Origin of the sequence: Pontivivens insulae (genome assembly GCF_900302495.1) — a bacterium.
Classification (GTDB): Bacteria; Pseudomonadota; Alphaproteobacteria; order Rhodobacterales; family Rhodobacteraceae; genus Pontivivens; species Pontivivens insulae.
Genome location: NZ_OMKW01000002.1, coordinates 243,485 through 264,459 on the forward strand (window position 1 = coordinate 243,485; position 20,975 = coordinate 264,459).

23 protein-coding genes are annotated in these 20,975 nt (G+C 58.2%); 15 read left to right on the forward strand and 8 right to left on the reverse strand.

The window, feature by feature from the left end:
- Nucleotides 1-21 precede the first annotated feature (21 nt).
- From POI8812_RS06535 to hemA, 8 genes are read left to right on the forward strand one after another with little or no spacing between them, the layout of a single operon-like run.
- Entirely contained in the window at nucleotides 22-1,422 is a 1,401-nt protein-coding gene (locus tag POI8812_RS06535; protein WP_108782498.1) for an MFS transporter, read from the forward strand.
- A gap of 22 nt (nucleotides 1,423-1,444) precedes the next feature.
- On the forward strand, nucleotides 1,445-2,206 hold the full coding sequence (puhA, locus tag POI8812_RS06540; RefSeq protein WP_108781756.1) for a photosynthetic reaction center subunit H: 762 nt from the start codon (nucleotides 1,445-1,447) through the stop codon (nucleotides 2,204-2,206).
- Nucleotides 2,207-2,221: 15 nt separating this feature from the next.
- Nucleotides 2,222-2,851 (forward strand): photosynthetic complex putative assembly protein PuhB, encoded by a 630-nt coding sequence (gene puhB / locus POI8812_RS06545; protein ID WP_108781757.1) that lies wholly within the window; start codon nucleotides 2,222-2,224, stop codon nucleotides 2,849-2,851.
- A 5-nt stretch (nucleotides 2,852-2,856) separates the two neighbouring features.
- Nucleotides 2,857-3,336 carry a photosynthetic complex assembly protein PuhC gene (gene puhC, locus POI8812_RS06550; protein ID WP_108781758.1) on the forward strand — a complete coding sequence of 160 codons (480 nt, stop codon included), beginning with the start codon at nucleotides 2,857-2,859 and terminating at the stop codon, nucleotides 3,334-3,336.
- Between the two features lie 15 nt (nucleotides 3,337-3,351).
- Entirely contained in the window at nucleotides 3,352-3,648 is a 297-nt protein-coding gene (locus POI8812_RS06555) for an O2-dependent cyclase accessory protein (protein ID WP_108781759.1), read from the forward strand.
- Nucleotides 3,645-4,769 carry a magnesium-protoporphyrin IX monomethyl ester (oxidative) cyclase gene (acsF, locus tag POI8812_RS06560; RefSeq protein ID WP_108781760.1) on the forward strand — a complete coding sequence of 375 codons (1,125 nt, stop codon included), beginning with the start codon at nucleotides 3,645-3,647 and terminating at the stop codon, nucleotides 4,767-4,769. Before POI8812_RS06555 ends, acsF begins: the two co-directional genes overlap by 4 nt.
- Nucleotides 4,769-5,602, forward strand: a complete 834-nt coding sequence (puhE, locus tag POI8812_RS06565) for a putative photosynthetic complex assembly protein PuhE (RefSeq protein WP_108781761.1) — start codon at nucleotides 4,769-4,771, stop codon at nucleotides 5,600-5,602. The genes acsF and puhE overlap by 1 nt, the downstream gene beginning before the upstream one ends.
- Nucleotides 5,592-6,806, forward strand: a complete 1,215-nt coding sequence (gene hemA / locus POI8812_RS06570; RefSeq protein WP_108781762.1) for a 5-aminolevulinate synthase — start codon at nucleotides 5,592-5,594, stop codon at nucleotides 6,804-6,806. The genes puhE and hemA overlap by 11 nt, the downstream gene beginning before the upstream one ends.
- A 12-nt stretch (nucleotides 6,807-6,818) precedes the next feature.
- On the opposite strand, the gene POI8812_RS06575 is transcribed toward hemA, so the two are convergent.
- The 5 genes from POI8812_RS06575 to fliF form a co-directional block, all read right to left on the reverse strand.
- Nucleotides 6,819-7,838: a flagellar motor switch protein FliG gene (locus tag POI8812_RS06575; protein ID WP_162844935.1), complete on the reverse strand. Its 1,020-nt coding sequence runs from the start codon at nucleotides 7,836-7,838 to the stop codon at nucleotides 6,819-6,821.
- A 34-nt stretch (nucleotides 7,839-7,872) separates the two neighbouring features.
- Nucleotides 7,873-8,616 carry a flagellar type III secretion system pore protein FliP gene (fliP, locus tag POI8812_RS06580; protein ID WP_108781764.1) on the reverse strand — a complete coding sequence of 248 codons (744 nt, stop codon included), beginning with the start codon at nucleotides 8,614-8,616 and terminating at the stop codon, nucleotides 7,873-7,875.
- Nucleotides 8,606-8,911: a FliM/FliN family flagellar motor switch protein gene (locus POI8812_RS06585; protein ID WP_108781765.1), complete on the reverse strand. Its 306-nt coding sequence runs from the start codon at nucleotides 8,909-8,911 to the stop codon at nucleotides 8,606-8,608. The genes fliP and POI8812_RS06585 overlap by 11 nt, the downstream gene beginning before the upstream one ends.
- A complete protein-coding gene (locus tag POI8812_RS06590; protein WP_146186132.1) occupies nucleotides 8,908-9,405 on the reverse strand; it encodes a FliH/SctL family protein in 498 nt (165 codons plus the stop codon). The genes POI8812_RS06585 and POI8812_RS06590 overlap by 4 nt, the downstream gene beginning before the upstream one ends.
- Before the next feature lie 80 nt (nucleotides 9,406-9,485).
- On the reverse strand, nucleotides 9,486-11,030 hold the full coding sequence (gene fliF, locus POI8812_RS06595) for a flagellar basal-body MS-ring/collar protein FliF (RefSeq protein WP_162844936.1): 1,545 nt from the start codon (nucleotides 11,028-11,030) through the stop codon (nucleotides 9,486-9,488).
- A 105-nt stretch (nucleotides 11,031-11,135) separates the two neighbouring features.
- Between fliF and POI8812_RS06600 the strand changes: the two genes are divergently transcribed.
- From POI8812_RS06600 to POI8812_RS06620, 5 genes are read left to right on the forward strand one after another with little or no spacing between them, the layout of a single operon-like run.
- On the forward strand, nucleotides 11,136-11,645 hold the full coding sequence (locus tag POI8812_RS06600) for a flagellar basal body-associated FliL family protein (protein ID WP_108781768.1): 510 nt from the start codon (nucleotides 11,136-11,138) through the stop codon (nucleotides 11,643-11,645).
- Nucleotides 11,646-11,659: 14 nt separating this feature from the next.
- A complete protein-coding gene (locus tag POI8812_RS06605) occupies nucleotides 11,660-12,019 on the forward strand; it encodes a hypothetical protein (protein WP_108781769.1) in 360 nt (119 codons plus the stop codon).
- Nucleotides 12,019-12,573, forward strand: coding sequence for a MotE family protein (locus tag POI8812_RS06610; protein WP_108781770.1), 555 nt, complete (start codon nucleotides 12,019-12,021; stop codon nucleotides 12,571-12,573). The genes POI8812_RS06605 and POI8812_RS06610 overlap by 1 nt, the downstream gene beginning before the upstream one ends.
- A complete protein-coding gene (gene motA / locus POI8812_RS06615) occupies nucleotides 12,570-13,439 on the forward strand; it encodes a flagellar motor stator protein MotA (RefSeq protein WP_108781771.1) in 870 nt (289 codons plus the stop codon). The genes POI8812_RS06610 and motA overlap by 4 nt, the downstream gene beginning before the upstream one ends.
- Nucleotides 13,436-15,316, forward strand: a complete 1,881-nt coding sequence (locus tag POI8812_RS06620) for a hypothetical protein (RefSeq protein WP_108781772.1) — start codon at nucleotides 13,436-13,438, stop codon at nucleotides 15,314-15,316. The genes motA and POI8812_RS06620 overlap by 4 nt, the downstream gene beginning before the upstream one ends.
- Here the strand turns inward: POI8812_RS06620 and betB are convergent.
- Nucleotides 15,310-16,773, reverse strand: coding sequence for a betaine-aldehyde dehydrogenase (gene betB / locus POI8812_RS06625; RefSeq protein WP_108782499.1), 1,464 nt, complete (start codon nucleotides 16,771-16,773; stop codon nucleotides 15,310-15,312). The two genes, POI8812_RS06620 and betB, sit on opposite strands and share 7 nt — an antisense overlap.
- 309 nt (nucleotides 16,774-17,082) lie before the next feature.
- Here betB and xylF point away from each other — a divergent pair, with 309 nt between their 5' ends.
- Nucleotides 17,083-18,111: a D-xylose ABC transporter substrate-binding protein gene (gene xylF / locus POI8812_RS06630; protein ID WP_108781773.1), complete on the forward strand. Its 1,029-nt coding sequence runs from the start codon at nucleotides 17,083-17,085 to the stop codon at nucleotides 18,109-18,111.
- On the opposite strand, the gene POI8812_RS06635 is transcribed toward xylF, so the two are convergent.
- Nucleotides 18,108-18,530 carry a VOC family protein gene (locus POI8812_RS06635; protein WP_108781774.1) on the reverse strand — a complete coding sequence of 141 codons (423 nt, stop codon included), beginning with the start codon at nucleotides 18,528-18,530 and terminating at the stop codon, nucleotides 18,108-18,110. The two genes, xylF and POI8812_RS06635, sit on opposite strands and share 4 nt — an antisense overlap.
- 120 nt (nucleotides 18,531-18,650) lie before the next feature.
- Here POI8812_RS06635 and POI8812_RS06640 point away from each other — a divergent pair, with 120 nt between their 5' ends.
- Entirely contained in the window at nucleotides 18,651-19,343 is a 693-nt protein-coding gene (locus tag POI8812_RS06640; RefSeq protein ID WP_108781775.1) for a response regulator, read from the forward strand.
- On the opposite strand, the gene POI8812_RS06645 is transcribed toward POI8812_RS06640, so the two are convergent.
- The gene (locus POI8812_RS06645; RefSeq protein ID WP_108781776.1) at nucleotides 19,340-20,974 is read right to left on the reverse strand and encodes a sensor histidine kinase; all 1,635 of its coding nucleotides are present in this window, start codon (nucleotides 20,972-20,974) and stop codon (nucleotides 19,340-19,342) included. The genes POI8812_RS06640 and POI8812_RS06645 overlap by 4 nt on opposite strands.
- Nucleotide 20,975 lies beyond the last annotated feature (1 nt).

Genomic DNA, 20,975 nt, shown 5'->3' on the forward strand with positions numbered 1-20,975 from the left:
CATCCGTTGACCCAATTCGGAATGAACCTGCTTCCCTTCGCGGATGCGGCATCCGAAGGGTTGCCGATGACGCGTCTTCTGCGCCTGTCTCTGTTTCAGGTGAGCGTCGGCATGGCGAGTGTCATGCTGCTTGGCACATTGAACCGGGTGATGATCGTGGAGCTTGGCGTCATGGCGTGGCTCGTCGCGATCATGGTGGCGCTGCCAGTGCTTGTGGCACCGTTCCGCGCGTTGCTCGGGTTCCGCTCCGATACCCACCGCTCCGCAATCGGTTGGCGGCGCGTGCCCTTTATCTGGTTTGGCACGCTCTGGCAGTTTGGCGGACTTGCGATCATGCCCTTTGCATTGATTGTACTTTCCGGAGACCAGACACTTGGCCCGGCCTGGGCGGGCGAGGCATTGGCCGCGCTTTGTTTCTTGATGACCGGGCTTGGCTTGCACATGACACAAACCGCCGGATTGGCGCTGGCGGCCGATCAGGCGGATGATGCCACGCGCGCACGCGTCGTTTCACTGCTCTATGTGATGTTCCTTGTCGGGATGGGTGTCTCGGCCCTGATCGTTGGTGGCCTGCTCGCTGACTTTTCGAAACTGCGGCTCATCCAGGTTGTGCAGGGCACTGCGGTTGTCACCATTGTTCTCAACCTTCTGGCCCTTTGGAAGCAGGAGCGGATGCGCCCGACAACTGCGGCAGAGCGGGCACAGCCGCGGCCCGGATTTGCGGACGCGTGGCGTGACTATGCCGCGGGTGGTCAGGCGGGTCGGCTTCTCGCGGTCGTGGCCTTGGGAACACTCGCCTTTTCAATGCAGGACGTGCTGCTGGAGCCTTATGGCGGAGAAATCCTGGGCCTAAGCGTTGCCGCGACAACAGTTTTGACTGCGATGTGGGCCTTTGGCGCGCTGATCGGCTTTGGCCTTGCCGCACGGTGGCTCACCGCAGGTTTGCCGCCCGAACGGATGGCAGCCCGCGGGGTCATGATTGGGATTGCGGCGTTCTCTTTGGTTATCTTTGCTGAGCCGATGCAGATCGCGGCGCTCTATTTTGCCGGTGCTGCGGGCATCGGTTTGGGTGCGGGCCTGTTTGCAGTTGCCACGCTCACCGCTGCTATGAACATGCCGGTCCAGGGCCTGGCCGGTCGCGGCTTGGCACTTGGCGCCTGGGGTGCGGCACAGGCAACGGCTGCGGGCCTTGGCATCGCGCTGGGTGGTGGCTTACGCGACATTGTTGATCAGGCGGCGAGGGCCGGCGCTCTGGGCGATGTACTCAACACGCCCGCGACTGGGTACTCCTTTGTTTATCATGCGGAAATCGGACTTCTGTTCATAACGCTTATCGCTATCGGGCCGCTGGTTGCGCGTCCGACTCTTTCAACCACCACAGGGGAGCGTGGCCGCATCGGCCTCGCGGAATTCCCCAGCTAACCCTTCATGGGAGGACTGACCAATGACTGATACAATCGTTGGAAACATAGATTTCGCGCAGGTTGCTCTCTACCTGTTCTGGATCTTCTTCGCCGGTCTCGTGATCTATCTTCAGCGCGAAAATCAGCGCGAAGGCTATCCGCTGGTCAATGATGATGAGCAAGAAAGCGCGGCTGTCGCGTTGCTTCCGCCACTGCCAGAGAAGACTTTCAAGCTGCCCCATGGGCGTGGTGAATCCATCCCCGAGCGTCAGCCCGAGCGGGATGATATGGACAAGGTTCTGGCCCGCACCGGTCACGCTGAGGGCATGCCCTTCGAGCCGACAGGCGATCCGATGGCTGATGGTGTTGGTCCGGCAAGCTGGGCTCCGCGCCGCGATGTGCCGGAGCTGGATGGCAAAGGTCACCCCAAGATCATTCCCATGCGCTTGGCCGAGGCGTTTTCGATCTCCTTTGGCCGCGATCCGCGTGGTTTGCCTGTGCAGGCCGCAGATGGTGCTGTCGTCGGCACCGTGACCGATATGTGGATTGATGAGCCTGAGCAGCTGGTCCGGTATCTGGAAGCAGAGCTTGAGACCGGTGGCAAAGTGCTGGTGCCAATGCCGTTGGCACGCATTCGATCCAACCGGGTCAGCATCCATTCGCTCTACGGTGCTCAGTTCGCAGGTATCCCGCGCACGGCAGCGGATGCTCAGGTCACCATGCTCGAGGAAGAGAAGATCTGTGCCTACTACTGTGGCGGCAAGCTCTACGCTGATCCGGCACGCCAGGCCCCGCAACTCTGACCGAAAGGCGCGCCCATGCCCCATGATGATTTCGAGATCGAGCCGGTAAACGGCCTGCCCGAAACGCCCCCAGAGGGGGAGCGCATCCTGTGGCAGGGCGCACCGAATGCGTGGGCGTTGGCCCGTGATGCGCTCAACCTCTACTGGGTTATGGGGTATTTTGTGGTCCTGTGCCTTTGGCGCGCCGTGGTGGTCGCGCCAGAGCTGGGATGGGGCGGGGCGCTTGCCTCTGGTTCATCCTTTCTCATTCTCGGTGCAATCGCCTGCGCCATTTTGCTGGTCATCGCCATCGTTCAGGCGCGGGCCACGGTCTATACGATCACGAATAAGCGTGTCGCGATGCGGATCGGGGCGGCGCTGAACGTAACGCTGAACCTGCCATACCGCTGGATCGGTTCGGCGGATCTGTCGCAAAAGCGTGACGGCACCGGGACAATCGCGTTGAGCACGATGGGGCAAACGCGGTTGAGCTATCTGGTGTGCTGGCCCCATGTGCGGCCTTGGCGGTTCGCGCCAACACAGCCAGCGCTGAGATCTATTCCAAACGCTCAAATGGTTGCGGAATTGCTGGCTGATGCGGCTCAGACACAGCTGATTCAGCAGACGCAGCCGCAGGGCGACAATGCCCTCGTCGCGGCGGAGTGAAGACGATGGCAATGACATCTCAACAGATGCGCGAAGACCGGGAAATGGTGCCCCGCATTTTGATCCGGGCGGTCGGCCTGCTGCTCGCGGCCTGTCTTGGCATCGCAGTTTACGCGCGGGTCACCGATCAGCCGCTCGTGTCTCAATGGCCCGAAATCGAAGTGGTTGAGGAACAGACCGTGCGCATCTTCGCAGAGATGAGTGGCGCGGCGCGGGTCTTCAACACGAACGGCGAATTGGTGGCCGACCTCAGCGCGGAGGAGGGCGGCTTCATTGCCGGTGTGACCCGTGCGATGGCCCGCGAGCGTTTGAAATTCGACGTCGCCTCGGATGCGCCGGTGCGCATCGTCCGCTTTGCGGATGGGCGTCTTGGGCTGCGCGATGACCTCTCTGGGTGGCGCGTGGAACTGTTGGGCTTCGGTGTGGACAACACTGCAGCTTTCGACCGGTTGCTGCGTGCGGCAACGGCATTGGAACAAGGCTAGGGAAGGAGACTGAAAATGGGAGTTTTCACCAGACGTAGGGAAGACGCGCCCTGCACCGTCGTGGTGTCGCACCGCTTTGAGGAACTGTCGGCACATGTTCGGTTCAACAACGGTGCAGTCGTCTATCCGGGCGATGAGGTTCAGGTGCTCGGCCCAGAGATCATGGCGCCCTATGGCGAGGTTGTAAGCGAGGATCGGACTGCGGTCATAATCCGTGCCAGTGCAATCGAACGCCTCTGGACGCGCCTGACAGGCGATTTCGAGTTCATGGAGCTGTGCGAGTTCAGCTTCTCTGACGAGGTGCTGACATGAACATCCAGACGACACATTCCGCCGATGCCAGCACGGTTGAGGAAGCGCTGGCCGCCGACAATCAGGGCGCCGTGGTCGACAGCGAGGGCGCAACCGCGCTCGCGATGCAGAACACGTTGCTGACGCCGCGCTTTTACACCACCGATTTTGACGAGATGGATGCCATCGACGTGTCCCCCGTCCGGGAGGATTGGGACAAGCTGATCGGTCAGATGAAGGCGGATCCGAACAAGGGCCACTTCAAAAAGAACGAAGACTGGGACCACGTGGATTGGGAGGGTATGGAGCCCGCGCTGAAACGCGAGTTCATCGACTTCCTGGTTTCCTCCTGCACGGCTGAATTTTCGGGCTGTGTGCTTTACAAGGAGATGAAGCGGCGCGGTTCAAATGATGACATCGTGACGCTGTTCCAGCTGATGGCGCGGGACGAGGCACGGCATGCGGGCTTCATCAACGATGCGCTGCGCGAGGCCGGGGTTTCGGTCAATTTGGGCTTTCTGACCCAGAAGAAGAAGTACACTTATTTCCGGCCGAAATTCATCTACTACGCCACCTATCTATCGGAAAAGATTGGATATGCACGCTATATAACCATCTTCCGTCATCTGGAGGAAAATCCGCAGCACCGCTTCCACCCGATTTTCAAATGGTTCCGGGAATGGTGCAATGACGAGTTTTCTCATGGTGAGGCCTTTGCGCTGTTGATGAAGACCGATCCAAAGCTGACATCGGGTCGGAATGTGTGGTGGATCAAGTTTTTCCTCACCGCGGTCTACGGCACGATGTATGTGCGTGATCATCAGCGTCCCGAATTCCACAAAGCGCTTGGCGTCGATCCCGATTGGTACGCCTATGAGGTGTTCAAGAAGACCTCCGATATCTCAAAGCAGGTCTTCCCGATCACGCTCGACATTGATCATCCCCGGTGGCAGCCAACGTTGGAGCGTCTGCAACGGGCCAATGTTGACCTTGCCGCAGCAGAGAAAAAGACCGGTTTGGCGCGTATCTGGGGCAAGGCGGGCGGCTCGGCCCGCGCGGCACTGGCGTTCATCGGACTGTTCACCATCCCTGTCAAAAGACACACGGTTCCCGTGCAAACCCGGCTGGAGCCTGCCTATTGATGCTGGGCCCTGTCGGCATAGCCGCCCTTGTGGCCATTTTCGCGTGGTGGTTTTCCACCGGCGCGATTTTGGTGCTCGTGCGGCTGGCCGACCGTCTGGGCGGGCGCGCGCATTTGCGGGCGACGTTGTTGTGCTTGCCTTTTCTGGCCGGTGGGTGGTGGGCGCTGATCGCGGGTTCAGGTGGAACCAGCGTTGCGCACGTCTATGCCGGGTTCCTTGGCGCGTTGGCGGTTTGGGGATGGTTTGAACTCGCTTTTTTAACCGGGATTATCACCGGACCACATATGCGGCCGTGCCCTCCAAACGTACCAGAATGGGAGCGTTTTATCCGAGCATGGGGCACGATCGCTTATTCGGAGATTGCTCTGCTCGGCTCTCTCCTGCTGCTGGGCGTTCTGGTTTGGAATGAACCGAACAGTTTTGGGCTTTGGACGTTTGCGGTGCTGTTTTTCGCCCGGATCAGCGCAAAGCTGAACGTCTATCTGGGAGTCCCCAACATCAACTTCGAATTTTTGCCCGCGCCAATGCGGCACCTTGGAAGCCATTTCCGCGTGGCTCCGATGAACGCACTCTTCCCCGTCGCGATCACAGTTATGACGCTGGCGACAGGATGTTTCATTGAGCGCGTGATAGCGCTCGAGGGTGCTCATGAGATAGGGTTCACGCTTTTGGCAGCGCTCACCGCGCTGGCTGCTCTCGAACACTGGGCGATGGTTCTGCCGCTGCAGGACGCAAAACTTTGGCGCTGGATGCTGGCGCTGATGGAAACAACCGGGCGTCAGGACGCCCCCACGACAAGAACACGACCAAGCGAGGACCGACATGGATTTTGAAGCGCTTTTCCAAGACCAGCTCGATGCGTTGAAGCAAGAGGGCAACTATCGCGTCTTCGCCGACCTCGAACGCCATTGCGGCAGTTTCCCCAGGGCGACCAACCGAAATGAGGGAGAGACGAGGGACGTCACTGTCTGGTGCTCGAACGATTATCTTGGCATGGGGCAGAATGATAAGGTCCTATCAGCGATGGAGCAGACCTTGCGCGAGTGTGGCGCAGGGGCAGGTGGAACCCGCAACATCTCCGGCACAAATCACCATCATCTGTTGCTGGAGCAGGAGCTTGCTGACTTGCACGGCAAGGATGATGCGTTGCTTTTCACCTCTGGCTACGTTTCCAACTGGGCAGCCCTTTCAACACTGGGTGCGCGCCTGCCAGGCGCGGTGATCCTCTCAGATGCGCTGAACCACGCCTCCATGATCGAAGGCATGCGGCATTCGCGGGCTAACAAGAAGATCTGGACCCACAATGATCCCGAAGATCTGCGACGGAAGTTGGCGGAATGTGATCCGGATGCACCCAAGATTGTCGCCTTTGAGAGCGTCTATTCCATGGATGGCGATATCGCACCGATTGCGGAGATTTGCGACGTCGCGGATGAGTTCGGGGCGATGACTTATCTCGATGAGGTCCATGCGGTTGGGCTCTACGGTCCGCGTGGCGGCGGTGTGGCGGAGCAGGAGGGGTTGATGGACCGTATCACCCTGATCGAAGGCACATTGGGCAAGGCGTTTGGCGTGATGGGCGGCTATATCACGGGCTCGACCGCGCTCTGCGATTTCATTCGGTCTTTTGCGTCGGGCTTTATCTTCACAACAGCCCTGCCGCCTGCGGTCGCGGCCGGTGCCACAGCGTCGATCCGCCATCTGAAGGTCAGCCGGTTCGAGCGGGCGCAACAGGCCCGTCGCGTGGCGCAACTGCGGGCGCAACTGGATGCGGTTGGCATTCCCCACCTGCCCAACCCCTCGCACATCATCCCGGTGATGGTGAAGGACCCGGTGAAGTGCAAGATGATCTCGGACATGCTGATGGATGAATGGGGCATCTATGTGCAGCCCATAAACTATCCCACAGTGCCCAAAGGGACGGAGCGTTTGCGTATCACACCATCCCCATTGCACACCGACGCCGATCTGGAACATTTGGTACGCGCATTGACGGATTTGTGGTCACATTGTGCGCTGTCGCGCGCGGTCGCCTGAGGTCGGTAGGGTTCAGGCATGGGGGTCGATCAAAGTGATCTCCCCATCCTGCGCCAGCTTTTGAATCGCGGCGATGACGATGGCCTGCGCCTGTTCGCCGGCCTTTTGAGGCACCTCCTCCAACTGTTCGATCTGTTCTGCAAACCGTTCTGCCAGCCGCTTCGAAATATTGCCCAGGATGAACGGTGTCGTGGCAAGTCGCATGTCGTCGGATGTTTTCAGTGCGGTTAGCAACGTGTCCTCATCCACACTGCGCACAATCTGGCTGACGTCACGCTCTGCCACGCGTTTGGCGATATCGGCGAAGGTAAACATGACCTTTTGAACTTCCGCGGACAGATCCGGAGTCTCATCGGACAGGCGTTCCAGCATCAAGGCGCGGACATTGCTCGAGAGATTGTTCATCATCCCCGCAATCATATCTGCCGGTTTGGCCACGGATAGCTTGTCTCGCATGTCAGCGAGCAGGTTTTCCTCAAGCGTTTTCGATAATATTGCCGACACGTCGGGTGAGAGGCGTGGTGGACGCGACAGCCGCAATACAGCGCGCTGACCGATTTCAGGTTCGATATATTCGAGCACGGCAGCTGCTTCCGACGCGCGCAATTCGCTCAGAATAACTGCAATCGTCTGAGGGTGTTCGACCTGCAAAATCCGGGCCAGATTGGGCGGTGGCATAGCGCCGAGTTGGTCCCAGACCATTCGCTCGGTCGGCGCGCTCAGACGATCGAGCAGACGCGACACCTCCGCGTCATCCATTACCTGCCCCAGAAGCTGCCGCGCAATCTCTGTACCGGTGGTGAGGTCGCGTTTGCCGGCCAGTTCCTCCAGAAACTCGGTGATTACATCTTCGAGAACGGCGTTGGGCACCTGTCGCAGACCGGTGATGGCCAAGGCAAACCGCTGCAGTTGCGCTGCCGTCAGTTCCTTCAGAATGGGTGCTGCGGCATCCGGGCCCAGAACGGCCAGTACAATTGATGCTTTTTGCGTGCGCGAAAGCTCAGCCTGCACTGCAGGCGGTCGTGCTCCCAACCGGGTTTCCTGAGGGGGCGGGGCAATTTGGCGGTCAGTTTGCATAACCACCGACCAAAGCACCCGCCAATAAAGCCCAGCCATCCGCCAGGACAAAGAAGGCGAGTTTGAAAGGCATGGAGACGATTGCAGGGGGGACCATCATCATGCCCATCGACATCAGGATCGCGGCAATCACCAGATCAATCACCAGAAACGGGATGAAGATCAGAAACCCAATCTCGAACCCTCGCTGCACCTCGCCCAACAGGAATGATGGAACCAGCAGATCGAGCGGCGGATTTGCCAGGTCAGCTATCCCGGCCTCTCCCCTAGCGTCGGCTAAAATACTTAGTGTTCCGGGGTCTACGCGCCCGGACATGAAAACACGGAACGGATCCAGCGTTGCGGTGAACGCCTCATCAATCTCGATCTGACCTTCGCTGAAGGGTTGCAGGCCGTTTGCCCAAGCTTTGGCAAAGACAGGTTCCATGACAAACCACGTAAGGAACAACGCCAAGCTGACCAGCAACATATTTGGAGGGGCCTGCTGGACCCCAATTGCTTGCCGAAGCATAGACAATACTATGATCATAAAGGGAAAACATGTGAGCATGATTGCAAGACCCGGCGCCAGGCTGAGCACTGTCACGATCAGGAAAAGCTGGATCGTCCGCATGCTGACGGAACCGCCTTCTCCCAGATCGAGTGAAAGGCTCTGCGCGTGAGCAGGCGCGGCCATCGAAATTGCCATCAGGCATACGCAAACTGTAAGGACCCGCCGCAGGTCAACCGCCATCGCGCATCTCCGCCACTTCAGTAAGGCGCACTGCCAGTCGGCCGGTGCCGTCCTCGCTCTCTTGCAATTCGCCGCGTGCGATGAGCCTGTCCCCGATATAGAGCTCGACGGGATCGTTCAGACCAGCATCTAGTGCGAGTACCGCGTCCCGGCGCAGCTTTACGAGATCTGAGATCATCGGTCGTGCCTTGCCGACACTGACGATGACTTCGATTGGCACACCCTGAAAGGCGCGGGGTGTCCTGTTGGGGGTCGATGCCGTCACATGATCGGATGTATCGTCAAGCGCTGTCATATATGTGCCGCCATTCTGTCATTTGTTGCTGCGGGCGCGAGAACGGCGCTGCGCAATTCGGTCATCAGTTCATCCGTATTGATCTGGAAACAACGCTTGTCCGCCGTGATGCGTACCTCCGCCGGACCAAGTGTATTGTCGGGTGTTGCCGCAATCCCTTCAGGCAGATGCGCGGCGAGACCTTTGAGCTGCTTTGCGTTTGCATGGACGGTGATGGAATCGTTGTGGCAGCGCGTCAAAATTTGCTGCGTGGTGGCGCCGATCACTTCCCCATAGTGACGGGCCAGCAAAGGAGGAAATAACGTGTCCAGCATCGCTTCGAGCAGTTCGAGCATCTGGTTTATATTTTCGGTGCGCTGCGCTGCCAGCAGCAGCGCGTGATCCTGTAAAGCCTCGCTCACACCGGCCAGGATCTGCTGGGATTGCTGATTTGCGCCCTCGGTTGCGCGGGCGACGCCGTCGCGAAAACCCTCCTCATAGGATTTTTCGGCCACAGTCGTCTTGTTCGGACTGGGTTCGGGCCTTTGCGCGTCATCAGTGGCTTCAAAGTCGACGAGATGCAGAGTGCGCAAGTTCATGTCTTCAACTCCGCAATCATGTCAGAGTCGATCCATGACTTGACCAGCGCGGTTGCGTCACCGCCCCGTTCCGCAACTTGTTTTTTCAGGGTATCTGTTGGCTGCTCGACCTGTTGATCTTCGGTGGAGAGCGATGCTGGCGCCGGTTCCGGTGTCGGAAGTACGTTCGGGCCGAGGGTTTCGAGAACATTCACGTCGGCATTGCGCGGCGTAAGGAGGGGGCGCAGAACAAAGACCCCTAATGCGATGGCCACCAGACCCAGCACGCCAAGCTGTGCGAGAAGCGCGACCGGTAGGGTCGACAAGTAGTCAGGGCTGGTGATTTCAGTCCCAACATCAGGCGGTTCGGGGAACTGCAGGCTTTGAAGGGTGATGACATCGCCCCGCTCCTCGCTAAAGCCGATTGCAGATTTCACAAGATCTGCCAGCACTTGAAGCTCTTGCGGGCTTCTGGCCTCCCATACGGAATTGCCGTCGGCCCCAATGCCGCGCACGCCATCGACGAGGACCGCAACTGTCAGCCTGCGGATATCCCCCGGTGGTCGGACGCGCTCGCGCAGCACCTCGGACACGTCGTAACTCGTCCGTTCGCGGGTACGGGTGAGCTCTCGCCTGTTCTCGCCAGTCTGCCCGGCTGCGTCTCCATCGGGAAGGTTGCTTGCGACGGTGACCGCCCCCGCGGCACCGCCAGCGCTGTTTTCGAGATCCTCTTCAATATCTGACGAAATCGCAACGCGGCTATCGGGATCAATCACACGCTCTGTGATTGTTTCGGCTTCGGTGATGGCCTCTAGTGAAACCTCAACAATTGCGCGTCCCTGGCCAACGCGCGCCTCAAGAAGGCGCTCGACATTTTGGCGCATCGCGGATGCACGATGATCCACCATAAAGGTGTCGACCTCGGCATCCCGGGCGACAAGTTGCCCGGCCTCTGCATCGATGACAGCCACGTTTTCCGGTTCCACACCCGCGATCGCGGAGGCAATCAAATGCCGCACTGCATCCGCATAGCTTCCAGTAACCCTTCCACTTGCCATGGTGAGTGTAACGGAGGCGCTAGATGTCGCCGCCCGATCAAACGGTCCCTCGGCAAGCTGCGAAATATGCACCCTTGCCGCCCGCACGTCGGGTGATGACGCGATGGTCCGGGCCAGCTCGCCTTCTTGCGCACGCGCATAAGCTGCATTGAACATTTGCGATGTCGTCCCGAATCCCGAGAGCGAATCGAGCAGCTCATAGCCAGCGTTTCCCGATGCTGGCAGGCCTTGCCCCGCCAGATTCATGCGCACACGATCCCGTGCTGATGCTGGAACATAGATTGCGCTGCCACGGACCTCTAACGGTACGCCCTCGACCTCTAGCGCAGTGACGACGCCAGATGCAGCCATTGGGTCAAGGCCCGCATACAAAAGCTCCATCTGCGGTGAGGATGCGACGCGAAGCATCGTCAAAATCAGTGCAAAAATTGCGACAGCAGCCAGACCACTGGCGATCTGACGATTCCGGTTCAAAGAGGCAAATGAGTTGATAAGGCTTTGCACCGGGATTCTCCTAAGCGTAACTGCGCGACATTTTTCTGCGCTGAGGCGAGAGATAGATCGTCCGACTTAACAATTGGTTAGTCTGCAGTCGGTTAGCTGATCGGTATGAGCGATACTGATTCTGAGAATGGCCAAGGTGTCAAAAAGCGTCCAATGCGGGCGATGGTCCCATTGCTGTTTGGGCTCATCGGTGGCGTGGGCATAGGGTTCGCGGCAGTCTTCTTCGACCCGTTGGAGTTGTTGGCTGACCCGCCAGAATCGCCGGTGGAAACCGATGTCGAAAGTACCGAAGCGGATACTTCCGCTCCGATGACGACTGCAGCATTTCTTCCGATTCCGCCGGTTGTCGTGTCACTGGGGCCAGATGCGCCAAAACCCCATCTAAGGTTCGCAGCAACGCTCGACATACATCCAGATCGGCTTGCGGAGGCGGAGTATTTGCTGCCGCGCATCAGTGACGTGCTGATCACCTATCTGCGCGCGGTGCGGCCGACCGACCTTGAAGATCCATCCGCAATGTTCCGCTTACGCGCGCAGATGATGCGCCGGGTTGAGCTGATCTTGGGGCCCGAAAGCGTACGCGACCTGCTGATAACCGAATTCATCCTCGCATAGTGGAGTACAGATTGATGGAGCTTATATTGAATGGTGCAACCGTTCTCGCAGCAACGATTGCTGCAATCTATTGCTGTGTCTTGTCCCGAAAATTGTCACGCTTGCAGCGATTGGATGACGGCATGGGCGCATCAATCGCGACCCTGGCCAAACAATGCGGTGCGCTGCAGGACACAGTGCGCCAAGCAAAAACCTCTGGCGCGCAGATGCAGGAGGAGCTTGTGGCGCAAACCGCAAGAGCGGAACGTGCGGCAGGCCGCTTGGAACTGCTTCTGGCCACTGTGCATGACAGCAAATCGGGTGAAAGCCGCCCGGTTGCGGCCAGGCCGCAGGCAGGATCGGACTTGCGAGACATCTATAAGGCGATGCGGTGATGGCACAGTCTCGTGCACTCTTGCTCATCGCACTTGTTCTTGCGGTACCTGCCGGCGCCCGTCTCCCCGATCTTGCGAACAGCCTGTTGCCATTGGCACGCGACTGGGTGGCACCTGCGCAGGCCAATGTCAGTGTGGTGGAGGATGGTGAAGAGAGCTCGGCCTTGCTCGAAGCGATCCGCGTGCGCCAGACGGAGCTGTCGGGTTGGCAGGAGGCTCTCTCCGAGCGGGAGCAGGCGGTTGAATCGGCGCAGGCCCAACTCGAAGCCCGACTGTCAGAACTCGCGGCAGCTGAGGAGCGGCTTGCGCAGACATTGGCCCGTGTTGACGTCGGCGCTGAGGACGATATTGCCCGGCTGACAGCCGTTTTTGAGAACATGAAGGCGGACACCAGTGCGGCGCTGTTCGAACAAATGGAGCCACGGTTCGCAGCTGGTTTCTTAGGACGGATGCAACCAGAGGCGGCTGCAGATATTTTGTCAGCCTTGCCGACGGAGAGCGCGTACGCGATCTCGGTTGTCTTGGCGGGCCGCAATGCAGGAGCAGGCCAATGACAGGCGTCATCGGCATTGTCGTCGTGCTTGTCATGGTATTCGGTGGATACCTGTGGAGCGGGGGCAAATTCGGCGTAATTCTAGGGTCGCTTCACTACGAATTGATGATCATCGGTGGGTCCGCGGTTGGCGCGTTCATCATTGCCAATAGCAGCCAGCTCATCAAGCAGACACTCAGTGATCTTGGGCGCGTTTTCCGTGGCAGTCGCTGGCGGGAGGAGGACTATGCCGACCTGCTCATCTTGCTCTTTGCTCTTTTGCGGGTGGCCAAGAAAAACCCGGCCGAGCTAGAGGAGCATATCGAGCAACCGCAGGAGAGTTCGATTTTCAACGCCTATCCCCGCCTGCTGGCAGATGGCGAATTGGTCGAAATTATTTGCGACACGCTCCGCGCCCAGACTCTGAACTACGATGATCCGCATCAGGTGGAAGAAGTTCTGGAAAAGCGGCTTGAGGCGCGGCTCCATCACTCCTTGGAAAGTGCGCATGCCCTTCAGGTCATGGCGGACGGGCTTCCCGCCCTCGGAATCGTCGCGGCTGTCTTGGGCGTGATCAAAACGATGTCGTCCATTGATCAACCGCCTGAGGTCCTTGGGAAAATGATCGGTGGAGCGCTTGTCGGGACATTTCTGGGAGTCTTCCTGTCCTACGCATTTGTCGGTCCGTTTGCGGCAAAGGTGCGAGCAGTGAAGGAGCAGGAAAATTCCCTCTACCTTCTCGTGAAGGAGGTGCTTGTTGCAGCGCTTCACGGTCACGCACCCAACATCTGCGTGGAAATCGGCCGGCAGAACACCCCGCGAGATCTGCGTCCGTTGTTCGATGAACTCGATGAAGCACTTCGCAATGCGCCTGGCAAAGCGGCATGAAATTCCTATGGATCTTCATGCTGCTATGTGGTTTCGCGTCTGATGCCGCCGCGCAAATCACGCTGGAGGCAGGTGAACATGACAGCTTCACTCGGTTGGTCGCAACCGGTCAGACTGCGGGAACGCTTCAAATCGAAAGACGCAATGACGTCGTTTCGATCAGCCCGGTTAATCTGACGCAAGCTGACATCGCGAACCTTGTGCGCCGTCTCAATGGTGGACGGGTGGCGGAAATCCGCAGTGTTGGGCGGGAAATAACTTTCCAGGTTGCTTGCGACTGTTCGATCTGGACGTCGGATCTAACGAATGCCGTCGTGATCGATATCCTTGACGTTGGAACATCCCCTCCGAGGGTTGCTCTGGCTGTTCCACCATCTCAGCTTTCTGAGGCTGTTGGGGCATTGGCAGACCCCGGCAACGCCAATGATGGGATGACATTGCAGGAGAGAACGGATCTCTCAAATGCATTGCTCAGTGAACTCTCAATTGCGGATCGTGCTGGGCGGATAACCCTCCGTGAGCCCGCCACCGCAAGCACAGATGTGACGTTTGACGATGCGCCGCTACGCGTCTTGCCGCGAACGGATCTGCATTTGCATCAGGAATGTGCCGATCCTGTAGCGATCCCTGAAGAGGTATCCCCCGATCTCCGACTTCTAGATGCTCGTGCCGGGCTCGCGCAGATCGTTAGGGAATTTGATCGCGTTGATACATCGCGTTTGGTGATGCTTGGGTACGACCTGCTCTACCTCGGCCTGACGGACGAAGTTCGCTTGCTGCTGGCTAGCTTCGGAGAGCGAGCGGAACAGTTATTGTATCTCGCTGATGTGCTTGATGGCACGACAGTCCGTGGCGACATTGAGGTCAATATTTGCGGCGACGGCGCACTCCTCTGGCGCCTCGCGGCTGGAGATATGCTGTCCGATACAGAGGTTGATCTGGCAATTGGGTCACTTGGCCAAACGGATCCCTACTTCAGACGTCTCATTGGCCCAAGGGTGCTTGAGACGTTGCTTGAGCGACGTGAATTTGAGCGATTTGACCGCGTTGCCGCTCAGCTGCAGCGATCAGGCGTGCAGCAAGCGCCGCTTGCGAAATTGCTAGTTGCTGAGGGGCTTATCCAGCGCGGGGCGGTCGATCAGGCGCTCCCGCTCTTGCATGATCTTGCTGCCGGCCGATCCGCTGTGATGCCCGATGCACTTGCCCGTTTGCTGGAAGTCATTTTGCAGATAGGCGCGGTTACTGAGGATCGACTGCTGATCGATGCCCAGGCGGCGATGCGGCTTTTGGCAGGATCAGCTGCTGGGAACCGATTGCTGAGACTGGTCATTCATTCCCTCGCGAAGAGCGGCAGAATTGCGCTGGCCTTTGAAACCATGGAAGACGCGTTCGAGCAGGGTCATCTGGTCGAAGCCGACCGAGGGGAGATCATCGCGGCCACCCTCACAACCGGCATTGTGAGCGATCCCGACTACGTTCCGATTGCGCTGAGCTACGCAGCCGAACTCGGCCGGGATGCCAGTGGGGCCGATGCCAGGCTCCATGTTGCGGAAATCCTGTTGCAGGCCGGCCTTCCAACACCGGCTATCGTGTTGGTTGAGCCGCTGGCAGATAATCCGCGAAGGGCCGCATTCCTTCAGAGCGCAGCGTCCTTCGGCTTAATTCGTGATCAAACGAACGACTTCGATCTGGTGGAGGCGTCCACTCTGCCTGAACCAGAACCAGCACGGGCCACTGTTGCGCCCACCACGCAGAACTCCTCCGGTGCAGCCGTGGAGCGGGACCTGCTTGCCGCGACCGAAGCGCTGCGCCAGCAGTTGCAGGGGCTAATCTCTGATCAGCGGGAGGTGTCGAGGTCGTTGCGGACAGCTCAATAGGGAGCGTCCACATCACCCATCTCGACATATATCGCCTTCTCCTGAGTGTAGAACTGGACCGCAGCGGCGCTGTTTTCACGACCGATACCAGACTGACGCACACCTCCAAACGGCATCTCAACCGGTGTTAGGTTGTAATTGTTGATCCACAATGTGCCAGCCTTCAATGCGGCAGCGACGCGGTGCCCTCGGGCAAGATCTTTGGTGAAGACACCAGCGGCCAAGCCGAATTGGGTGTCGTTTGCTCTTGCCACGACCTCGTCCTCTGTCTCGAAAGTTAGAACAGACATCACCGGGCCAAAGATCTCTTCACGCGCGATGCGCATGTCGTCGGTCACTCCGCTGAACACTGTTGGGGCCACGAACATGCCGTGTTTAAAACCAGCCACAATTGTGCGCGCACCGCCGGTGATGCAATGCGCACCTTCGGCCCGCGCGATGTCCAGATAGTCCAACACTTTTTCTGCGTGAGCCGTTGAGACGAGGGGGCCCATCTGCGTGTTTTCGTCGAGTGGGTCGCCCAGCTTGATAGCCTCTGTCCGCTCTTTGAGGCGCTTGAGGAACTGATCCTGAATGGAAGAGTGCACAAAGACCCGCGTGCCATTTGAGCAGATCTGACCAGACGAATAGAAGTTACCAACCATCGCAGCCCCGATCGCATTCTCGATGTCGGCGTCTTCAAAGACGATGAGCGGCGACTTTCCGCCAAGCTCGAGCGTGACATGCTTGATCGTCTCGGCTGCCGTCGCCATCACGCGCTTGCCTGTAGGAACCGAGCCGGTGAGCGAAACTTTGTCGACATCATCATGGTTCGTTAAGGCGGCGCCAGTCTCCCCGAACCCTTGCACCACGTTGAAAACGCCGTCCGGCAATCCTGCTTCCTGCAGAATTTCCGCAAATTTCAGTGCTGTCAGGGGGGTCGTTTCCGAGGGTTTGAACACCATCGTATTGCCTGTCGCGAGGGCAGGCGCTGCTTTCCAGCAGGCAATTTGAATCGGGTAGTTCCATGCCCCGATCCCCGCGCAAACGCCCAGCGGTTCGCGACGCGTGTAAGCAAACGAACCGCCCAATTCGATCATTTGCCCTGTCACAGCGGCAGCCAAACCACCGAAATACTCAAGGCTATCCGCGCCGGACGCGGCATCCGCAACCAGTGTTTCCTGAAGAGGTTTGCCGGTGTCGAGGGTCTCCAGTTCGCTGAGTTCCCTGTTTCGTTCTCGGATCAGTGCAGCGGCCCGCTGCAGAATTCGTCCCCGTTCCACCGGCAACAGTGCAGCCCAAGCGGGCTGTGCGGCCTTTGCTGCTTGCACAGCGAGGTCCACGGTTTTTACTGTCGCACCCGTCAAAGAGGCGATTGCCTCTCCCGTCGCCGGATAAACGCTCTCAAAGCGATTTCCGGCGTCGTCCTCCACAAAGTTTCCGTTGATGAAGTGAGAGCCTCTGGGTTGCGCGCGCATGATATGAACCTCTTGAAATCTATTGTTCATTTGCACATCCGGTTGGCTGAAGGTCAATCGGGAATACGTCGTCTAGACTTCGTTTTGAATTGGTTTCAGCTTCCGAAAAATAAATTCACACGCTGGATTTAATGGCGCGCGATTCGCCTAAAATATACGCATCAGAGCGAGATAAGGCGCGCCGACAGCTATATTCAAACCGATTTGGGTGCAATCAGAGTCATTTTAATTTTGACTCGCAAACTTATTGATGTCTTACATTGCGAGCCGCTCCGATCCGTTCGAAGAGCGGATCAAAGGGAGATCGTCGTGTCAGCAAAACTTGTCTTCGGAGTTACAACCGCCCTCTGTCTCGCCCTTCCCGCCGCAGCGGAGGAGCTCATCGTGGGGGTGAGCTGGTCGAATTTCCAAGAGGAGCGCTGGCGCACGGACGAGGCGGCCATCATCGAAGGATTGATGGCCGCCGGTGCTCAATACATCTCGGCAGATGCCCAATCGTCAGCGTCAAAGCAGCTTTCCGATGTGGAATCCCTGATCGCTCAAGGTGCTGATGCGCTGATCATTCTTGCACAAGATGCATCCTCGATTGGACCTGCCGTTCAACTGGCCGTTGATGAGGGGATACCTGTCGTCGCATATGACCGTTTGATCGAAGATCCACGCGCTTTCTATTTAACGTTCGACAATATCGAGGTCGGGCGCATGCAGGCCCGCGCGATACTGGAAGCCCAGCCTGAGGGCAATTACGTCATGATCAAAGGATCTCCGACAGATCCGAACGCTGACTTCTTGCGGACCGGTCAGCAAGAAGTTCTTCAGGAGGCGATCAGTTCAGGCGACGTTAACATAATCGCAGAGGCCTATACTGATGGTTGGCTTCCCGCGAATGCGCAGCGCAACATGGAGCAGATCCTAACAGCAGAGGACAATGCGGTGGATGCCGTCGTCGCCTCAAATGACGGTACCGCTGGTGGCGTTGTGGCCGCCCTTGCGGCGCAGGGATTGGACGGCTTGCCGGTCTCTGGTCAGGATGGGGACCATGCTGCACTAAACCGCGTTGCCCTGGGCACGCAGACGGTGTCCGTGTGGAAGGACAGCCGGGATCTGGGCGATGCGGCAGCCAAGATCGCGGTGATCCTGGCGGATGGGGTCTCCTTGGAAAATATCATCTATGCCGATGACTGGACGTCCCCGTCCGGCACGGTGATGAGTGCGATGTTCCTTGAGCCTGTGCCGATCACGCGCGACAACCTCGATCGGGTCGTGCGCGCAGGCTGGATCACGCAAGAGGCGCTCTGCCAAAATGTCCCCGCCAACGAGGTGGAGATCTGCGGTTAGTCCGTGTGCACCTCTTGATGCACTTCGACGACGTTGCCTTCGGGGTCTTGAAAGAACACTTGATGCCAGTTCTTGGCAAAGGCCGTTCCATAGTCTGAATATGGGATCGAGTGGGCGTCCAGCAGCGCGAGGAAGGCCTGAATGTCATCCGTGCGAAAAGCGATATGCCCACGATCCACTGGATTGATGACCTGACCATTGTCGAATGCGACGGTCAGGTTGCGCTCTGCAAGATGCATTTGCATTCCACCGTCTGTTGCAAAGCGGATCTTGCCCTCATATCCCGAATTGCCGCTCTTCTCCGTTCTGGGAAACTCGCTCATGGGGATGTCTTCGAGGCCCAGCACCCCTGTATAGAAGGTGTGCAACCGCTCCACATCCTCGGAAACGAAATTGATGTGGTGAAATTCAAGTTTCATTCGCAGCCTCCTCGATTGGCGCAACCTCGCACGCTCACCCGACGGGGATCAATGGCGTGGTTGAGGTGCCGACATATGTGAACGTTCGATGCGCTTTCGTCTTTTGCCTCGTGGAAAAACATGAGGGTTGTTCAGAATCCGCTGGGCACCGGACCCATCTTCGGGTCAGGTGGGCAAAGGGATGGACATCAGGACCGCACGCAGATGCAGGCCAGAATTGCTATTGTCGATGATCACGCGCTGTTCTTGGACGGTGTCGTCGGGCTGTTGCAGGATGTGCCCGAATTGGGCGAGGTCGTCCCCTTCCTCTCGGGACTGGATCTGCTCACCGCACTTTCACAAGGCGCGCCATTTGACTTGATTGTCACAGATCTGACGATGAAGGACCTGAACGGCTTGGCTTTGATTTCTGCACTGCGATCAAAGGCGCCTGGTGTGCCTGTGCTGGTCTTATCGGCCTCGGCGGATACCGCAATGCGTGCGAATGCAGAAAGCGTGGGCGCCGTAGGGTTCCTTCATAAGTCAGTTGGCAAGGCTGAGCTGGTCGAAGCTTTGCAATTGCATCTGACTGAAGGGCAGGCCGACAAGAAATCGCGCCCCGATGATGCGGTGCTGGCTCAGCCCCAATTGGGTCCAAGACAGCTATCTGTTTTGGCCTTGCTCGCAGAAGGTGCGAGCAATCGTGAGATCGCTGATCGCCTTTTCATCAGTGAGAACACCGTCAAAACCCATTTGAAAGCAATCTTTCGGGAGCTTGACGCCCACACCCGAACCGCGGTCGTCCAGCGGGCGCGCGAGTTGGCGCTGATCTAACGCAAGGCGCGAACAAGCGTCTGTCGGATGGCCTCAGGGTTCAAAGGGGGCAGGAGCCCAGCATCGTCTCCGATTTGCAGGACCTTAAATTTTTGAATGCGAGCGTCGGTCGGCAGGTCTTCGTCCAGAATGACAATGTCCGGCGTGAGGCCCGTTTGTTCCACGAGAGCCAGAGCTTCATCAAGCGACCCGGCGCAAAGAAATTGCCACATCCAGCCCGAAATCAGTTCTGACCAAGACCCGATATCCGGACGATGTACCGGTCCAATGATGAGTATCAGTGGCGTCGTGCCTGGCATGGCAGAAGGGGCGGCGCGCATCGGAAGGCCAATACGAATTGTTACGCCGTCGCCAGGCGTACTGCTCATCTCGATACTACCGTCCATCGCGTCTGCCAGTCGCTGGCTGATGGCGAGGCCAAGACCCAAGCCGGGTTCATCCCCCTTGGACAATCGAACATATTCATCAAAGGCTCGCGCGGTGTCTGCTGCTGCGATTCCAAGACCGGTATCGCTCACCTCGATCTGAAGTTGATCTTCATTCTGAATGGCGCTCAGCCGGATCGCCGCATCTGGTCCAGCGTATTTATTCGCATTGGTGATCAAATTTCGAAGGATGCGATGCAGGAAATGGCGATCCGCGAACAACGAAATATCAGTCGGCTCGAATGTAAGGCTTTGCTGCGCCTGTGCGGTTGGCCTCGCAAACTCCGCGTCCACCTGTTCGAACAGCGCTGATATTTCGAATAGGACCGGGCTGACGGACAGGGATTTTTGCGACAGGTGGCTGAACCCGATCAAGTCTTGCAGCAAACGCTCTTGCGAGCTTTGCACTGTCTCGATCCGTTCCAACAGGATGTGCTGTTCGGGTGCGATCCCCGCGTCGCGCAACTGGCGCAGGAAATGTCGTTGGGCAATGATCGGCTGCGCCATGTCATGAGAGATTGAGGCCATGAATCGGGCGCGCTGTTCGTTCAGCCGGTCAATCTCTGCTGCTTGTTCGATGATCTGTTCGGCGGCGTCTCGGCCCAGGCTTGATACGATTGTCTCCCGCGTGCGGCGGCTAGCTTGCTCATTGGTGATATAGCAGAATGCAATATAGGCCAGCATGAAGCAGCCATAGACTTTTGTGATGACGTCCGGCTGCACCAGCAGCGCAATCGTAAATGGCCCGATGGAGCAGAAGAGCAGCGCCAGATATGCTGGGCGATACACGGTTCCCGCCATCGCGCCACCGGTGGTGAGGCCCGTTAGAAACAAGCCTGCGATAAAGGCGCCCAATAGGCCTTCGGTCATCGCAATGAAAATAGCAAACGAGGACCAGACCAATCCGGTGCATGCCGTCACCAGCGCATGACCATTCAAATACCGGTCTGCACTTTCCTGTGTGATGCCTTCGGGTTGCACGAAACGGGCATAGAGAAGTGTCACGCCGACCATGGCGCTGGTTCCGGAGAGCCATAGGACGGCCAAGCTGAACCGTCCGCTCAACAGCAACAACAGCGCAGCGAGCAGAACAACAACCATCAGCATGCGGGCCGACCCACCGGCCCGCGCCTTCAACAGCCGTGCTTCTTCGGCGCGGATTTCACGCAAACCGACATCATCGAAGGGATTGGCGACGTCGAGCACC

What these genes read in the sequence shown, in the direction of transcription:
- puhC (WP_108781758.1), top strand. Translation starts at nt 2,857, where the DNA reads ATGGCAATGACATCTCAACAGATGCGCGAAGACCGGGAAATGGTGCCC.
- puhE (WP_108781761.1), top strand. Translation starts at nt 4,769, where the DNA reads ATGCTGGGCCCTGTCGGCATAGCCGCCCTTGTGGCCATTTTCGCGTGG.
- POI8812_RS06640 (WP_108781775.1), top strand. Translation starts at nt 18,651, where the DNA reads ATGAGGGTTGTTCAGAATCCGCTGGGCACCGGACCCATCTTCGGGTCA.
- POI8812_RS06535 (WP_108782498.1), top strand. Translation starts at nt 22, where the DNA reads ATGAACCTGCTTCCCTTCGCGGATGCGGCATCCGAAGGGTTGCCGATG.
- fliP (WP_108781764.1), bottom strand. Translation starts at nt 8,616, where the DNA reads ATGGCGGTTGACCTGCGGCGGGTCCTTACAGTTTGCGTATGCCTGATG.
- POI8812_RS06605 (WP_108781769.1), top strand. Translation starts at nt 11,660, where the DNA reads ATGGAGCTTATATTGAATGGTGCAACCGTTCTCGCAGCAACGATTGCT.
- hemA (WP_108781762.1), top strand. Translation starts at nt 5,592, where the DNA reads ATGGATTTTGAAGCGCTTTTCCAAGACCAGCTCGATGCGTTGAAGCAA.
- puhB (WP_108781757.1), top strand. Translation starts at nt 2,222, where the DNA reads ATGCCCCATGATGATTTCGAGATCGAGCCGGTAAACGGCCTGCCCGAA.
- POI8812_RS06635 (WP_108781774.1), bottom strand. Translation starts at nt 18,530, where the DNA reads ATGAAACTTGAATTTCACCACATCAATTTCGTTTCCGAGGATGTGGAG.
- POI8812_RS06610 (WP_108781770.1), top strand. Translation starts at nt 12,019, where the DNA reads ATGGCACAGTCTCGTGCACTCTTGCTCATCGCACTTGTTCTTGCGGTA.
- betB (WP_108782499.1), bottom strand. Translation starts at nt 16,773, where the DNA reads ATGCGCGCGCAACCCAGAGGCTCTCACTTCATCAACGGAAACTTTGTG.
- POI8812_RS06620 (WP_108781772.1), top strand. Translation starts at nt 13,436, where the DNA reads ATGAAATTCCTATGGATCTTCATGCTGCTATGTGGTTTCGCGTCTGAT.
- POI8812_RS06555 (WP_108781759.1), top strand. Translation starts at nt 3,352, where the DNA reads ATGGGAGTTTTCACCAGACGTAGGGAAGACGCGCCCTGCACCGTCGTG.
- motA (WP_108781771.1), top strand. Translation starts at nt 12,570, where the DNA reads ATGACAGGCGTCATCGGCATTGTCGTCGTGCTTGTCATGGTATTCGGT.
- puhA (WP_108781756.1), top strand. Translation starts at nt 1,445, where the DNA reads ATGACTGATACAATCGTTGGAAACATAGATTTCGCGCAGGTTGCTCTC.
- POI8812_RS06600 (WP_108781768.1), top strand. Translation starts at nt 11,136, where the DNA reads ATGAGCGATACTGATTCTGAGAATGGCCAAGGTGTCAAAAAGCGTCCA.
- acsF (WP_108781760.1), top strand. Translation starts at nt 3,645, where the DNA reads ATGAACATCCAGACGACACATTCCGCCGATGCCAGCACGGTTGAGGAA.
- POI8812_RS06585 (WP_108781765.1), bottom strand. Translation starts at nt 8,911, where the DNA reads ATGACAGCGCTTGACGATACATCCGATCATGTGACGGCATCGACCCCC.